16 protein-coding genes are annotated in these 15077 nt (G+C 70.8%); 8 read left to right on the forward strand and 8 right to left on the reverse strand.

The window, feature by feature from the left end; genetic code table 11:
• Positions 1–4 precede the first annotated feature (4 nt).
• Positions 5–1441: a cytochrome ubiquinol oxidase subunit I gene (locus ACFQUV_RS01290; RefSeq protein ID WP_129611354.1), complete on the forward strand. Its 1437-nt coding sequence runs from the start codon at positions 5–7 to the stop codon at positions 1439–1441.
• A 10-nt stretch (positions 1442–1451) separates the two neighbouring features.
• Positions 1452–2453, forward strand: coding sequence for a cytochrome d ubiquinol oxidase subunit II (gene cydB / locus ACFQUV_RS01295; protein WP_129611355.1), 1002 nt, complete (start codon positions 1452–1454; stop codon positions 2451–2453).
• A gap of 80 nt (positions 2454–2533) precedes the next feature.
• Here cydB and ACFQUV_RS01300 read toward each other — a convergent pair whose 3' ends face one another.
• From ACFQUV_RS01300 to ACFQUV_RS01310, 3 genes are all read right to left on the reverse strand, one after another.
• Positions 2534–3505 carry a tripartite tricarboxylate transporter substrate binding protein gene (locus tag ACFQUV_RS01300; RefSeq protein ID WP_129611356.1) on the reverse strand — a complete coding sequence of 324 codons (972 nt, stop codon included), beginning with the start codon at positions 3503–3505 and terminating at the stop codon, positions 2534–2536.
• A 336-nt stretch (positions 3506–3841) separates the two neighbouring features.
• Positions 3842–5347 (reverse strand): glycosyltransferase family 39 protein, encoded by a 1506-nt coding sequence (locus ACFQUV_RS01305; RefSeq protein WP_129611357.1) that lies wholly within the window; start codon positions 5345–5347, stop codon positions 3842–3844.
• A 229-nt stretch (positions 5348–5576) separates the two neighbouring features.
• Positions 5577–6356 (reverse strand): ribonuclease HII, encoded by a 780-nt coding sequence (locus ACFQUV_RS01310; protein ID WP_129611358.1) that lies wholly within the window; start codon positions 6354–6356, stop codon positions 5577–5579.
• A 95-nt stretch (positions 6357–6451) separates the two neighbouring features.
• Between ACFQUV_RS01310 and ACFQUV_RS01315 the strand changes: the two genes are divergently transcribed.
• The 3 genes from ACFQUV_RS01315 (at position 6452) to ACFQUV_RS01325 (ending at position 7798) form a co-directional block, all read left to right on the forward strand.
• Complete coding sequence (locus ACFQUV_RS01315; RefSeq protein ID WP_129611359.1) at positions 6452–6643, forward strand: hypothetical protein; 192 nt, start codon at positions 6452–6454, stop codon at positions 6641–6643.
• On the forward strand, positions 6640–7098 hold the full coding sequence (locus ACFQUV_RS01320) for a hypothetical protein (protein WP_129611360.1): 459 nt from the start codon (positions 6640–6642) through the stop codon (positions 7096–7098). Before ACFQUV_RS01315 ends, ACFQUV_RS01320 begins: the two co-directional genes overlap by 4 nt.
• A gap of 121 nt (positions 7099–7219) precedes the next feature.
• Positions 7220–7798, forward strand: coding sequence for a GNAT family acetyltransferase (locus ACFQUV_RS01325; protein WP_244601768.1), 579 nt, complete (start codon positions 7220–7222; stop codon positions 7796–7798).
• Between the two features lie 66 nt (positions 7799–7864).
• On the opposite strand, the gene ACFQUV_RS01330 is transcribed toward ACFQUV_RS01325, so the two are convergent.
• Both ACFQUV_RS01330 and ACFQUV_RS01335 read right to left on the reverse strand, forming a co-directional pair.
• Positions 7865–8110 carry a hypothetical protein gene (locus ACFQUV_RS01330; RefSeq protein WP_129611639.1) on the reverse strand — a complete coding sequence of 82 codons (246 nt, stop codon included), beginning with the start codon at positions 8108–8110 and terminating at the stop codon, positions 7865–7867.
• 116 nt (positions 8111–8226) lie between these two features.
• Complete coding sequence (locus ACFQUV_RS01335) at positions 8227–9411, reverse strand: PA0069 family radical SAM protein (protein WP_129611640.1); 1185 nt, start codon at positions 9409–9411, stop codon at positions 8227–8229.
• A 159-nt stretch (positions 9412–9570) separates the two neighbouring features.
• Here ACFQUV_RS01335 and ACFQUV_RS01340 point away from each other — a divergent pair, with 159 nt between their 5' ends.
• Together ACFQUV_RS01340 and ACFQUV_RS01345 are read left to right on the forward strand one after the other, a co-directional pair.
• Positions 9571–10164: a glycosyl transferase gene (locus ACFQUV_RS01340; protein ID WP_129611641.1), complete on the forward strand. Its 594-nt coding sequence runs from the start codon at positions 9571–9573 to the stop codon at positions 10162–10164.
• A gap of 54 nt (positions 10165–10218) precedes the next feature.
• Positions 10219–11235: a helix-turn-helix domain-containing GNAT family N-acetyltransferase gene (locus ACFQUV_RS01345; RefSeq protein WP_129611642.1), complete on the forward strand. Its 1017-nt coding sequence runs from the start codon at positions 10219–10221 to the stop codon at positions 11233–11235.
• A 58-nt stretch (positions 11236–11293) separates the two neighbouring features.
• On the opposite strand, the gene moaB is transcribed toward ACFQUV_RS01345, so the two are convergent.
• Both moaB and ACFQUV_RS01355 read right to left on the reverse strand, forming a co-directional pair.
• Complete coding sequence (gene moaB / locus ACFQUV_RS01350; RefSeq protein ID WP_111387006.1) at positions 11294–11857, reverse strand: molybdenum cofactor biosynthesis protein B; 564 nt, start codon at positions 11855–11857, stop codon at positions 11294–11296.
• 154 nt (positions 11858–12011) lie between these two features.
• Entirely contained in the window at positions 12012–12935 is a 924-nt protein-coding gene (locus tag ACFQUV_RS01355; RefSeq protein ID WP_111387008.1) for a neutral zinc metallopeptidase, read from the reverse strand.
• 216 nt (positions 12936–13151) lie between these two features.
• Between ACFQUV_RS01355 and ACFQUV_RS01360 the strand changes: the two genes are divergently transcribed.
• Complete coding sequence (locus ACFQUV_RS01360) at positions 13152–14291, forward strand: site-specific DNA-methyltransferase (RefSeq protein ID WP_129611643.1); 1140 nt, start codon at positions 13152–13154, stop codon at positions 14289–14291.
• Between the two features lie 96 nt (positions 14292–14387).
• On the opposite strand, the gene ACFQUV_RS01365 is transcribed toward ACFQUV_RS01360, so the two are convergent.
• Positions 14388–14801, reverse strand: a complete 414-nt coding sequence (locus tag ACFQUV_RS01365; RefSeq protein ID WP_129611644.1) for a DUF3597 domain-containing protein — start codon at positions 14799–14801, stop codon at positions 14388–14390.
• Between the last annotated feature and the right edge of the window lie 276 nt (positions 14802–15077).

Consider the following 15077-nt stretch of genomic DNA (forward strand, 5'->3'; position numbering starts at 1 on the left):
CGACATGGACTTCGATCCGCTGCTGCTCGCGCGCGTGCAGTTCGCTTTCACGATCACGTTCCACATCATCTTCCCGAGCTTCACGATCGGCCTGTCGGCCTATATCGCCACGCTGCTGGTGATGCGGGCGCGCACCGGCAACGAGCGCTACGCCCGGTTGGCACGCTTCTGGACCAAGATCTTCGCGGTGTCGTTCGCGCTCGGCGTGGTGTCGGGTGTCGTACTGTCCTACCAGTTCGGCACCAACTGGAGCCGCTTCTCGGTGGTGACTGGCAACATCATCGGCCCGCTGATGGGGTACGAGGTGCTCACCGCCTTCTTTCTGGAGGCGTCGTTCCTCGGCATCCTGCTGTTCGGCGCCGGACGGGTGTCGCCGCGGCTGCACACCTTCGCGGCCATCATGGTGGCGGTCGGCACCGCCATCTCGGGCTTCTGGATTCTCTCCGCCAACAGCTGGATGCAGACGCCCGCCGGCCACACGGTGATCAACGGCATCGCCCATCCGGTCGATTGGCTCGCCATCATCTTCAACCCGAGCTTCCCGTATCGCTTCGCCCACATGATGACGGCCGCCTATCTCACCACCGCCTTCGTGGTGCTGGCGGTGGGGGCGCGATGGGTGCTGGCCGAGCGCCACTACGACGAGGCCCGCATCATGGTGAAGATGGCGGTCGGCATGATCGTGGTGCTGGCGCCGCTGCAACTCTTCATCGGCGATCAGCACGGGCTGAACACGCTGGAGCATCAACCCATCAAGGTCGCCGCCATGGAGGCCCATTGGGACGGCAGCAAGCCGGGCGACTTCCACATCTTCGCCTGGCCGGACGAGAAGGCCGAGACCAACCGCTTCGCCATCTCGATCCCGCGCGGCGCCTCGCTGGTGCTGACCCACGATCCGAACGGGCTGTTTCCCGGCCTCACCAGCGTGCCACCGCAGGACCGGCCGCCGGTGAAGAACGTGTTCTTCGCGTTCCGCATCATGCTGGCGATCGGCTTCGCCATGATCGCGGTGGCGATCGCCGGCGCCATCCTGTGGTGGCGCGGTGCGTTGTTCACCACCGGCTGGTTCCTGCGCATCGTCTCGCACGGCTGGTGGGCCGGCTTCGTCGCCATCGTGGCCGGCTGGGTGGTGTCGGAGAGCGGCCGCCAGCCGTGGGTCGTCAGCGGCATCCTGCGCACCGCCGATGCGGTGTCGCCGGTGCCGGGCGGCAGCGTCGCGACATCGCTGGCGCTGTTCGTCGTGGTCTACGGCATCGTGTTCTCGACCGGCATCTACTTCATCAACCGGCTGCTCGCCAACGGGCTGGTCGGCGGCGCCGACCAGCCGCCCGATGCCGGCACGCCGCTGCGGCCGATCACCGGGGCACGGCCGGCGGGCGCGGCCGGTGCGGCACCGGCACCCGCCACCCGCACGGGTGCGGCCGGCTCCCCGGGCGCGTGAGGAGGTCATCATGGCGTTCGATCTTCCCACCGCCTGGGCCGGCATCCTCGCCGTCGCGGTCGTGCTCTACGTGGTGATGGACGGCTTCGATCTCGGCATCGGCGTGCTGTTTCCGTCCGCCGAGAGCGAGCAGCAGCGCGACCAGATGATGGCCTCGGTGGCGCCGTTCTGGGACGGCAACGAGACCTGGCTGGTGCTCGGCGGCGGTGGCTTGCTGGTGGCCTTCCCGGCCGCCTACGGGGTGATCATGCCGGCCCTCTACCTGCCGGTGATCGCCATGCTGCTGGCGCTAGTGCTGCGCGGCGTCGCCTTCGAGTATCGCGCCCCGCACGCCGGCAACACCGCGGCCTGGAGTCTCGTGTTCTTCGGCGCGTCGACTGTCGCGGCCTTCTTCCAGGGCGTCATCCTGGGCGGGCTGATCCAGGGCATCCGGGTCGAGAACGGCGCCTTCGCGGGCGGCGCGTTCGACTGGGCGACGCCGTTCGCGCTGCTGTGCGGGCTCGGCGTCGTTGCCGGCTACGCGCTGCTCGGCGCCACCTGGCTGATCATGAAGACCGAAGGCGCGGTCGCCGAGCGGGCGCGCCGGCAGGCGCGGGTGCTGCTCGTCGTCGTCATGGGCTTCATGGTGGCGGTGTCGCTGTGGACGCCGCTGGCCTTCCCGCGCATCCAGGAGCGGTGGTTCTCGGCCCCCAACATCTACGTCCTGTGGATCGTGCCGGTGATCACCGGCGCGGTGGCGCTCGCCGTCTGGCGGGCCACCGAGCGTCACGACTGGGTGCCGTTCGTCGGCGCCATCGGGCTCTTCCTGCTCGGCTATCTGGGGCTCGGCATCTCCACCTACCCGTATGTGGTGCCGCCGAGCCTGACCATCTGGGACACCGCCTCCTCACCCTCGACCCAGATCTTCATGCTGGCCGGCACCGTGGTGCTGCTGCCCATCATCCTCGCCTACGTGGCCTATGTGTACTGGCTGTTCCGCGGCAAGGTGGGCGAGGACGAGAGCTATCACTGACGGGCGGCGTGGCGTCGCGTTCGCGGCGCGACAGCATCCGCCACCCGCCACGCGCCGCGGATGCCTGCACGCGGTCCGGCTTACCAGCCCATCAGCTTGCGGGTGGCGGCCTCGTTGGCCTTGAGGAAGGCCCGGTACTCGTCGCCCTTGACGAGGTGGACCAGGAGACCGAGCGACTCCGCCTTCTGCTGATGCTCCTTGGACGTGATCACCTGCTCGAGCGCCCGGGTCAGCTTCGCCGCCACATCGGGTGGCAGGCCGGCCGGCCCGGCGATGCCGCGCGACACCGACCAGTCCTGATCGAAGCCCTGCTCCCGGAAGGTCGGCACATCGGGGTGGAACTGCGAGCGTTGCGGAGCCATCACGCCGAGCACGCGCAGGGTTCCGGCGCGCGCCTCCTCGATGATCTCGCTGACATTTGAGCTGAGCACCTCGATGTGGCCCCCCATGAGCTGGGTCTTGGCCTCGGCCGTGCTGCGATAATGCACCGTCACGAAGCGGACCTTGCTCTCGGCCTGGTTGGACAGCACCGCGAGGTGATCGTCGGAGCCGACCCCATAGGTCGCGATCGTGAGCTTGTCGGGCGCGGCGCGCGCCGCCTCGATCACGTCCTTGACGCTCCTGTAGGGCGAGTCCACCCGCACCGACCACGCATTGTAGTCGAGGACGTGATTGACCAGCGGCGTGAAGCTGTCGAGCGTCTCGGTGCGCTTGTACTGCGGATCGAGATAGCCGGTGTAGAAGCTCGGCGCATTGAGCAGGCCGAGCATGTAGCCGTCCGGCCGCGCCTGGGCGAGCGCCCCCCAGCCGACCCACCCACCGCCGCCGGAGCGGTTCTCCACCGTCACCGGCTTGCCGAGCACCTTCTCGAGATCGGTGGCCAGCATGCGGGCGCCGATATCGGTGCCGCCTCCGGCACCGTACGGCACGATGAGGACGATGTTGCGCTCGGGGTACTCGGCCGCAGCCGGCACGACGCCGGCCGGCACCGCAAACGACAGCGCCGCCGCGGTGACCAGAGCGGCGCGGCCGAACATATCGGGAAGGCTCATGCGATCGTCTCCCAGGAGTGGCCCGGCGCGACGAATGCGGACGTCTGCCGGGGATGCGACGAGACGGCGAGGCTAAAAGGCGGACGGCGGGGACCCGAACAGCACCGGGCGAGAGGAGATTGCGTCCGACATGATCATGTTAGCGCGACGACGCGCCGGAGCCAGCGCCGTGCGGCGCCCGCCCGGGTCGGATCGACAGATCGGCGCGCGACAAATCAGCGCGACGGCGCCGCCACGCCGTGCCGACGATCACGCGATGGCGCCGGCAGGGGAGCCGATCCGTCGCGATGTATACATGGTGTGGCAAGCTCGGAGCTGGCCGCCCCGGCTCCGCTTTCACTGCGGGCGCAGCATGCCCCAGCCGATCCGCACCAGCGGCAGCCGGCCCTGGATCGGGCGGACGAAGGTGCGCGGCACCTCGGCGACCAGATCGGGGAAGCGCGCCTTGATGTCGGGCGGCACCGTGGTCGAGGTGTCGGCCGCTGGCCACACCACGAGAACGCCCCGGCGGCGCAGCTCCTCCGGCGTCACCCAGGGGGTGCGCTCGGGCGCCGCGTCGACATAGAAGCTCGGTCGCGACGGCGCCGCGATCGCCACCAGGCTGGCGAGCCGCGGCTCGCCAGCCACGATGGCGAGCGGCTTGCCGGTGCGCCGCTCGAAGGTCTCGCCGAAGAAGCGGCCGATGGCGTTCGCCGGCTGGGCGATCGGCACGTCGGTGGTCACCACGAAGGGCAGCACCGCCACGGCGGCCGCGGCGATCACCGGCGGGGCGACGAGGAGCACGCTCCAGGCGGCACTCGTGAGCCCCTGGCGCTGGAGCACAACGGTGTTGCCGGCCAGCACGACGAGCGCCAGGCCCGACAGCACCACATAGGGGCCGAGCCCGCCGATCGGGCCGTGGTCGCCGACGACCGCCCCGGCCAGCACGGCGGCGAGCGGCAGCGCCGTGGCGAAGAACAGCACGAAGCGCCGCTCCAGCGCCGTCACCGGCTTGCGCACGAAGGTCGGCGCCTTCTCGCGCGGCGGCCGGAAGCCGACCGCGATGGCGATCAGCACCAGGGCGCCCGCATGGGCGAGAACGAGGCCGCCGAGCAGCCGGCCGAGCTCGGTGACGATGTCGACCGCGGTGGCGGCGGCATCGCCCCGGCGGGCCGCCCACACCTCCCAGATGCCCGAGAGGTCCACCCACAGGAGGTGCGGGAACACGATGACGGCGATCAGGAACAGCGCCACCCACGGCTCGATGCCGAGCAGCATCTCGCGGCCGCGCCGGCTCGCCACGGTGAACACCGCGACGGCGGCGAGCAGGATCAGGCCCGCATAGGTGGTGAGCAGCAACAGCGACAGACCCACCGCCAGGACGTACCAGGCGCTGCGCCGCCCCTCGCCGATCACCCGCCAATAGTGGCGCAGCACGAACACGGTGAGCGGCATCGCCAGGATCGGCGGGCCGAAATCGGGCGTCGGCACGGTGAGCACCACCACCCCGACCATCAGCAGCACCGCGAAGGCGGCATGCTGCGGCCCGACGATCACCCGCCCGAGCGTGAACACACCCCACCAGGTCAGCACCACGCAGACCTGCGACAGCAGGTAGACGCCCGGCGCGCCGGCGATCACGAAGGCGATCTCGGCGAGCCAGCTCGCCAGCGGCGGCCCCCAGAACGAGCCGAGCTGAAATTCGTGGCCGACCGCGATGATCAGCGGCAGGTTGCCGGGCGGCGCCGCATAGAACAGCGTCGGCACGAGCCACCACAGCAGCGCCTGCACCAGCGCCGCCGCCAGCACGACGAGGCGGGGATTCGCCCGCACGAGTTCGACGAACAGGGAGACGTGGAGCATCGGTGGCGGATCGGCGGGTTGGACGTCGGACCGGGCGGCGATCACCGGAGCCGGGCGACGTCGACGTCCCGCAATCCGGCTGCGTGGGGCCGTCGGGAGAAGCCGGCCGTGCCCAGGGTGGTAGCAAACCGCGCTGCGCCGCGGAAGCGATCCGGTGGGTCGGCGCCCGAAAGATCCTCACGGGGGGCCGTGCGCGCCGCGCCGTCACCCACGTCTCGGTCGGCAGCTCTCAGTCGGCAGCCGCCACGAGGGCCGGCTCGGGCACGGTCGCCTCGGCCGCCGCCGCGGAGATGTCCGCCTGTGCGGCCGCCGCCACCGCGGCGGGCGGGCGGCCGCAGACGGCGGCCACCGGGGCGAAGGAGCGCCGGTGATGCACCGTCGCCCCGAGCCGGACGAGTGCGCGGCCGTGCTCCGGCACCCCGTAGCCCATGTGGCGCTCGAAGCCGTAGCCCGGATGCGCCGCGCCGACCTGCGCCATCAGGCGGTCGCGGGTGACCTTGGCGACGATCGAGGCGGCCGCGATCGACAGCACCAGGGCGTCGCCCGACACCACCGCCTCGCAGTCGCAGCCGGCCTCGATGCGGTCGCAGCCGTCGACGAAGACGAGGCGCGGCGTCACCGGCAGGGCCCGCACCGCCCGCGCCAGGGCCCACAGCGAGGCGCGGCGGATGTTGTCGCGATCGATGCGGGCCGGGGCCGCCAGGGCGACGCCGACCTCGGCGACCGCGCAGATGCGCGTGTAGAGCGCGGCGCGCTTCTCCGCCGTCAGCTTCTTCGAATCGTCGAGACCGCGCGGGATGCGCTTCGGATCGAGAATCACGGCGGCGGCCACCACCGGGCCGGCGAGCGGGCCGCGGCCGGCCTCGTCGCAGCCGGCGACCGGCCACACCCCGCGCCTGAGCGCCGCCCGCTCGCGCGCGAAGGTCGGCCCCGGCGGCGGCTCGGTGAGCGGCAGGCGGGGCGCGGCATCGACGGAGCGGCGATCGGGTCGGCGACTCATGGCCGGCATGGTGGCGGCTCGGCGCCGCCGCCGCAACTGGCCGCCCAGGGTGGTGGATGAGAGGTCGTCGATCCTATATGGTGTACGGTCACTGGAGTGGTGCGATGACAACCAAGGCGCGCAGCGGCGAAACGCTCCGTCCGGCCGGCGGCGAGCCGGTGATCATCCGGCGTGAGCTGCCCGGCAAGGTCGTGGTCCGCACCTTGCGGCCGGACGTCTTCCGCAGTGCGCTCAGGGCCGCCGAGACCACATTGCGGGCCCAGCGCCGAGCGCCCCGCCTCACCGACAAGAAATGAGCGGTCCAGACCGGAAGTCATACAACACCGTCTACGAACGGCTGGTTCAGCGAGACGACGACCTTGTCGGCCTGATCGCCTACGCGCTCTACAAGCAGCACAAGCGGGATTGGCTGGTCGAGCACCGCGAGCGTCAGGGACGCGACCCGAACGACGACGAGCTGAAGGCGTATCTCACGGCCCAGCAGCTCGACCGCATGATCCAGATGTATCGAGAACGGGCGGAAACCGTACTGAACGAATTCGGCGATCAGATCCTCCAGGAGGCCACCCCCGAGATTCAACGGGCGGCTATTTCGGCCGAGATCGCCACGTCGCTCGCATGGTGGCGGCAGCTTCCGACCGGCATCGCGTCCGCATTCGCCTACTCGCTCCTGCTTGTCGGCCTCACCCTCGTTCTGCGTTTCGCCGGCGTGGACGTGCTCGGCATTCTGACCGCCGTCGGCCGTCCCTGACGGACCGATCGTGCCTCGCGTGGGACTGCGATCGGCTCGGCCGGAACCACGGCCCCCCGCGCCGGGTTGGTTCCTCCGCGGCCGGCACCCTCCCCCCGCCGCTCCCCGCCCGGAGGCCCGCGTGACCACCGACCGACCGCTCCGCCTGTTCGAGACGACGTCGCGGCTGGTGTTCGCGGCGATCGCGGCCGTGCTGATGATTCTCGCGCTGGTGCTGGCCGGAGACGCCATCGTGCAGTGTCTCCTGGCGTTCGCACGCGGCGAGGACGTCGGCGATGCCGCCCTCGCCGGCATCGGTTACGCGGTGGTGGCGGTCGCCACCTTCGAGATCGCCAAGTATCTGGTCGAGGAGGAGGTGATCCGCGGCAGCGAGAAGCGGGTCGCCGCCGAGGCACGGCGCAGCCTCACCCGCTTCATCGCCACCATCGCCATCGCGATCTTTCTGGAGGCGCTGGTGGTGGTGTTCCGGGTCGGCAAGGAGCAGGTGCCGCAGCTCGTCTACCCGACCCTGTTGCTGATCGCCGGCATCGTGGTGGTGGTCGGCCTCGGCGTCTATCAGCGGCTCAGCGCGTCGGTGGAGGACGCAGTCGAGGCGCGCGACGCCGCCGAGGAAGACGCCGAGACCAGCACGGCGGAGAGCCGTGGGGCGGAGCGCACCGCCGGGCGGGGGCGCGCGCCGGCCCGCGGCAGGCGGGCGTGAGCCGGGCGCGCAGCGTCAACGCAAGCGGCCGTCATCGGACGCCGTCATCCCGCATCCCGGCCGCCGTCAGCGCGTCTCGTGCAGCACCGGCGAGCTCGGACCGCCTCGGTATCGGTGAGCATTGCGCGGCGTCGCCTTGGGCTGCTCGGCCGCCGGCTTCTGCGGCTGGCTCGTCATGGTGTGAGTCATCGTGTGCGGCACCGGGGTCTTCGGGCCGCCCTGATACTGATGCGCGTTCTGCGCCATCGCCGGCAGCGTCAGCAGGCCCGACACCAGCACGGTCGTCACCACGGTCGATATCTTACCGATCATTGTCTGATCCTCCTCGATCGCCCGATGGCGATCATCAAGGAGTTCGCGGCCGGCCGCCGTAACGTTACAGCGAGTCTCGACACGGCCGACCGGCGGACTGCGGTGCGGCCCGAGGATCAGAACAGCTCGAGCTGGCGCGCCGTCGGATCGCGGGGCGGCACGAAGTGCTCGGTGGTCAGCGGCGTGCGCGACAGGTTGAGGCCGAGGCGCGCGCAGGCGGTCTCGAAGCGGCGGCCGAGCATCCAGGCATAGGGGCCGGAGCCGGTCATCCGGCGCCCGAAGGTCGCGTCGTAGTCCTTGCCGCCGCGCATCTGGCGCATCAGGGTGAACACCCGTCGCTCGCGATCGGGATAGTGGGTGCGCAGCCAGTCCTGGAACAGATCGCGCACCTCCAGCGGCAGCCGCAGCAGCACATAGCCGGCGCTCTCGACGCCGGCGGCGGCCGCCGCGTCCAGGATGCGCTCGATCTCGGCGTCGTTGATGGCCGGGATCACCGGCGCCACCATCACGGTGGTGGGCACGCCCGCCTCGGCGAGCCCGCGCAGGGCTGCGAGCCGCCGCGGCGGCGTCGGTGCCCGCGGCTCCATGGTGCGGGCGAGACCGCGATCGAGAGTGGTGACCGACAAAGCGACCCGCACCAGCCGGCGCTCGGCCATCCTGGCGAGAATATCGACGTCGCGCAGGATCAGATCCGACTTGGTGACGATGCCGACCGGATGGCCCGCCGCCTCCAGCACCTCCAGGATGCGCCGCATCAGCCCGGTCTTGCGCTCGATCGGCTGATAGGGGTCGGTGTTGGTGCCGATCGCGATGGTCTTCGGCGCGTAGCCCTTGGCGGCGAGCTCACGCGCCAGCAGCTCCGGCGCGTCCGGCTTCATGAACAGCTTCGATTCGAAGTCGAGGCCCGGCGACAGGCCCAGATACGCATGGGTCGGCCGCGCGAAGCAGTAGACGCAGCCGTGCTCGCAGCCGCGATACGGGTTGATCGAGCGGTCGAACGAGATGTCGGGCGACTCGTTGCGGGTGATCACCTTGCGGGCGGTATCGGTGGCCACCGTGGTGGTGAAGGGCGGCAGCTCCTCCAGGCTCTGCCAGCCGTCGTCGAAGGCGACGCGGGCGAGCGGCTCGTAGCGGCCGGTCGGGTTCGACACCGCGCCGCGGCCGCGGCGCCGCTCGGGCGCGATGGCCGGGACCGGCCAAGCCGGATCGAGACCAGCCGGATCAGGGCGAGCCGGATCGGGGCGAGCCGGATGAAGACCGGCCGGATCGGAACGACGGCGAAGGGCGGGGGCTGCGCTCATGGGCTCAATGTAGGCGACGACCTGAACAAAGCAAGAACAAATCCGTGTGAGCGTTGCCTCGTGCGCACCCTCTACGTTCAGCCGGCCCAACAGTGCAGAGCCGGCGTGATCTCCCGGCGTTACCGTGCTACGGACGGCGCAGAGAGGTCGCACCCCACCATGCTGAGCGTCGTCATCCCGGCCCGTGACTGCGAACGGGCGCTGGTCCGCACCCTCTCGGTGCTGGTGAGCGGCGCCGTCGCCGGCACGGTCCGCGACGTGGTGGTGGCGGAGGGCGGCTCGCGCGACGAGACCGCCAAGGTGGCCGAGATCGCCGGCTGCACCGTGCTGGTTTCCACGGCGCCGCTCGATCATCGGCTGCGCGAGGCGGCGGCCGCGGCCCGCTCGGCCTGGCTCATGTTCCTGCGCCCCGGCACGATGCCGGACGGCGGCTGGATCGAGGAGACGACCCGCTTCGTCGAGGCTGCCGAGCGGCGTGGCCAAATGGAGACCGCCGCGGTGTTCCGGGCCGAGCCGGCCGCACCCGCCGGCTCCGTCACCGGCCAGGCCTGGGCGGTGCTGCGCGACGCCCTGCGGCGCCGTCCGTCGCCGGATCAGGGATTGCTGATTCACCGCCGGCTCTACGACGCGGTCGGCGGCCACCCGGCGGCGGACGATCCCGAGGCCGCGCTGCTGGGACGGCTGGGCCGGCGGCTGGTGCGGCTGCGCAGCACAGTCATCCGTCCACCGGACGAGCCGATCGAAGTTAGTTGACCTGGTCAACTATTGATGGGACGCTCACGGCCTTCCTTCGCCCGGAGGGCCGCCATGACCGTGCTCCCGACCACCATCGCCCCGTCCACCACGCCGCCGACCACTGCGGCGCCGGCCGCCGCCCGAATCGACTCCGTGCGGCGCTTCAATCGGGCCTACACGCGCCGGATCGGCCTGCTCCAGAGCGGCATGGTCGGCACCGCGTTCTCGCTCACCGAGGCGCGCGTGCTCTACGAGATCGGCCGCGCCCCCGGCACCACGGCGACCGCGATCGCCGGCGCGCTCGGCCTCGACCACGGCTATCTGAGCCGCATCCTCAAGCGGTTCGAGAAGGCCGGCCTGGTCGCCCGCAACCCGTCGCCGGACGACGCCCGCCGCAGCCTGCTGACGCTCGGCCGGGCGGGCGAGACGGCGTTCGCCACCCTGGATCACCGCTCCGCCGCGAAGGTGGCGAGCCTGCTGGCCCCCCTCGCCGAAGCCGACCAGCAACGGCTGGTGGAGGCGATGGACACGGTCGAGAGTCTACTGGCGTCGGAGCCGCCCGCGTCCCCGGCCCTCGTCCTGCGTTCCCACCGGGCGGGCGACATGGGCTTCGTGCTGGCGAGCCACGGCGCCAGCTACGCGGCGGAACGCGGTTGGGGTCCGGCTTTCGAGGCGCTGGTGGCCGACATCGTCGCGACGTTCCTGCGCAACTTCGAGGCGGAGCGCGAGCGCTGCTGGATCGCCGAGCGCGACGGTGTCCCGGTCGGCAGCGTGTTCCTGGTCGACGGCGGCGGCGGCGTTGCCAAGCTGCGGCTGCTGTTGGTGCTGCCGCAGGCACGCGGGCTCGGCCTCGGCCGCCGGCTGGTGGACGAATGCGTCCGCTTCGCCCGCGCCTGCGGGTACCGCAAGGTCTCGCTGTGGACACAGAGCATTCTCGACGAGGCACGCGGTCTCTACGCGGCGGCGGGCTTCACGCTCGTGCGGCAGGAGCCGCACTGCACCTTCGGCCACGATCTGCTGGGCGAGACGTGGGAACTCGATCTCGGCGCACCGGCCGAAGCGGCGCCGCCCCCGCCCATGCGGCGGTGATCGACAGGGTGGGGTCCTCGCGCGCTGCCGACATCGCGCCGGCGTGGCGACCCGCCGCTCACACGGTGGCGCCCTTGGCCTTCGGGCGGCGCAGATGCTCGTCGAGCCGCGGCATGATCTCGACGAAGTTGCACGGCCGGTAACGGAAATCGAGCTGGTGCACCAGGATGCCGTCCCACGCATCCTTGCAGGCGCCCGGCGATCCCGGCAGGCAGAACACATAGGTGCCGCGGGCGACGCCGGCGGTGGCGCGGGTCTGCACTGCCGAGGTGCCGATCTTCTGGAAGCTGATCAGCAGGAACAGGCTGGCGAACGCCTCCATCCGCTTCTCGAACAGCGGCTCGATCGCCTCCGGCGTCACGTCGCGGCCGGTGAAGCCGGTGCCGCCCGTGGTGATCACCACGTCGATCTCCGGATCGGTGATCCAGGTCTCGACCCGGCTGCGGATGGCCGCGATATCGTCGATCACGATGGCGCGCGCCGCCACCGTGTGGCCGGCCGCCGTGATGCGCTCGACGAGGGTCGAGCCGGACTTGTCGTCCTCGGGCGTGCGGGTGTCCGAGATGGTCAGCACCGCGATGCGGAGCGGCACGAACTGTCGCGAGTCGTCGAGGCCGGGCATGCGTTCCTCCGTGGCGGCGCCACGATGGCGTCCGCGGCGGCACCCGTCAATCGCGCCGAGACGAGCGACCTGGACACGACCAGGTCGTGAACCAGATCCCGACCCGGAGCGTGTACGAGTTCGGGGAGCGGCGAATCGCCGTGTCGGCAGCCCGCTACAGCGTGGCGGCCCGGAAGGTGTTGCAGGCGGCGACCGAGCCCTGCTTGAGGCCGATGTCGAACCAGCGCTGGCGCTGCGCCGAGGAGCCGTGGGTGAACGAGTCCGGCACCACGCGGCCACGCGCCTGCATCTGGAGCTTGTCGTCGCCGATCGCCGCGGCGGTGCGCATCGCCGCCTCGACGTCGCCGGGCTCGATCAGGTTCCACTTCTGATCCGAGAAGTGCGCCCACACGCCGGCGAAGCAGTCGGCTTGCAGCTCGACCCGCACCTGGAGCTGATTCGCCTCGACCTTGGAGAGGCCGCGCTGCGCCTCCTGCACCTTGGGCAGGATGCCGAGCAGGTTCTGGACGTGGTGGCCGACCTCGTGGGCGATCACGTAGGCCTGGGCGAACTGGCACGACTTGGAGCCGACATCGCAGCCCTTGAAGCGGCGCTCGATCTCGCGGAAGAACGACGTGTCGAGATAGATCTTGCGATCGGCCGGACAATAGAACGGTCCCATGGCGGCCTGGGCGACGCCGCCGCACGCCTGATTGGTGACCTCGTTGTAGAGCACCAGCACCGGCGCCCGATAGCTCTTGCCGTCCTTCGTGAAGATGTCCTTCCACTGCACCTCGGTGCTGCCGAGCACACGGGCCACGAACTTGCCCATCTGGTCCTCGGGGCTGCCGGTGCGGCCCTGGCTCTGCGCCGGCGGCGCGGCCTGCTGGCCGCCCGTCACCATCTCGGCACCGCCGATGAGCAGCCGCGGATCGATGCCGAGCGCCCAGCCGATCAGGCCGAGAATCACGATGGTGCCGATGCCGAGGCCGCCGCCTCCCATGCCCATCGGCAGGCCGAAGCCACCGCCGCCGCGCCCGCCGTCGTCGCCGCGACGGTCCTCGACGTTCTCGCTTTCCGGCAGGTTTTCCCAGCGCATCGACTTCGCTCCGTCACTGAGACGCGGCCTCGCGCCGCCGCCTCGCGCAACCTGCGGCGGGCCGCCGCATGCCGTCCATGAATATGGTCCAGGACAATTTTCGGCGCCAGACCGTCCCGGGGATTAAGCCGATTTTTACCTTGCCGGGCGATGATCCCCTTGTCGGTTGAAGGTCTCGCGTCGCCGATCGCGTCGCTCAAGTACGAGTTCCGAGTCATGGGTGTTGCGCGTCGCGGGGCGTCCGTCAGGACGCCCCGCTTAACTCCCCGCCCCGCGTCGTCGTTCCGTGTCGTCACCGGCGACTGCGTGGCCGAGATGGCCAAGCTGCCCGCCGCGTCGGTCGACCTCGTGTTCGCCGATCCGCCCTACAATCTCCAGCTCCAGGGCGATCTCAAGCGCCCGGACGACTCGCGCGTCGACGCCGTCGACGATGCCTGGGACAAGTTCGAGAGCTTCGAGGCGTACGACGCCTTCACGCGCGCCTGGCTGCTGGCGGCACGCCGCGCCATGAAGCCGTCGGCGACGCTGTGGGTGATCGGCTCCTACCACAACATCTTCCGGGTCGGCACCATCCTTCAGGATCTCGGGTTCTGGATTCTGAACGACGTGGTGTGGCGCAAGTCGAACCCGATGCCGAATTTTCGCGGGCGCCGCTTCACCAACGCGCACGAGACGCTGATCTGGGCGGCGCGCGAGCCCGGCGCCAAGGGCTACACCTTCAACTACGAGGCCCTCAAGGCCGGCAACGAGGACGTCCAGGTCCGCTCCGACTGGACGCTGCCCTTGTGCACCGGCGAGGAGCGGCTGAAGGACGCGGCCGGCAAGAAGCTGCATCCGACCCAGAAGCCGGAGGCGCTGCTCGCCCGCGTGCTGCTGTCGTCGTCGCGTCCCGACGATCTCGTGCTCGACCCGTTCTGCGGCACCGGCACCACCGGCGCGGTGGCGAAACGGCTCGGCCGCCGCTTCCTCGGCATCGAGCGGGATCACGACTACGCGGCCGCCGCCGCCGAGCGCATCGCCGCGGCCGAGGCGCTGCCCGAGGCGAGCCTCGCCCCGTTCCGCACCGCCCGCGAGGCGCCGCGCGTGCCGTTCGCGGCCCTCATCGAGCGCGGCTTCGTGGCGCCCGGCACGACGCTCGTCGATGCCAAGCGGCGCGTCAGCGCGCTGGTGCGCGCCGACGGCGCCGTCAGCTTCGGCGACACGGTCGGCTCGATCCATCGCATCGGCGCGCTGGCGCAAGGGCTCGACGCCTGCAACGGCTGGACCTTCTGGCACGTCGAGACCGACACCGGGCTCGCCCCGATCGACACGCTGCGCGCGGCGTTCCGCGCCGAGCAGTCGGTCGCCGCCGAGTAGCGTTTCGCCTCGCACCACGGCCGGCACCGGGCCGGCCGCGCCATGCTGGCCGGCGCCGCGCGCACCGTGCGCTGCGCGCACCGTGCGCGCCGCGCATCAGCTCTTCAGATCGTCCGGCACCTTGCCGCCGTTCTCGGCGAGCTTGCGCATCACCTGCTTGTGCAGCCACACATTCATGGCGGCCGAATCGCCGGTGTCGCCGGTGTAGCCCAGCTCCTTCGCCAGCTCCTTGCGGGCCGAAAGGCTGCTGTCGAGATCGAGCAGCTTCATCAGGTCGACGATGGAGCGCCGCCAGTCGAGCTTCTCCTTGTTCTTGGCGGCGAGGTCCGTGAGAATCGCGGCGACGTCGACGGGCGCCTTGCCGCCGGTGGCCGCGGTTGCCGCGCCCCCGCCGGCCGCAGATGTCGTCGCTCCCGGTGCCGTCGCTCCCGGCGATGCTCCGGCCGGTGCCGGCTCGGCCGCCTGGGCGCGGCCGAAGATGGACGACATGATCTTTCCGAAGATGCTCATGGGAGGCTCCGTGGTGGGTCGACATCGCGCCCGCGGCGCCTGGGTGTACCCCGCGGACCACTACAGCGATCGAACGCAGCGACCTGACACAGCGTTCGACCGCGGCGAGAATGGGCCGACAATTCGGCGCCGGTCGGTCACGCGATGATAACGAATGCGTGAGTTCGGGCGTCCGCACACGGCTAGTTCGGTCCCTCACCGTCACATTCGATCGTCCTCGATTCTTCATGCGGGCGAACGAGGAGCGACGAGAATCGGCATCACATGCCTGCATTA

It is taken from the genome of Rhodoplanes sp. P11, from assembly GCF_964266735.1.
Taxonomy (GTDB): domain Bacteria; phylum Pseudomonadota; class Alphaproteobacteria; order Rhizobiales; family Xanthobacteraceae; genus Rhodoplanes; species Rhodoplanes serenus.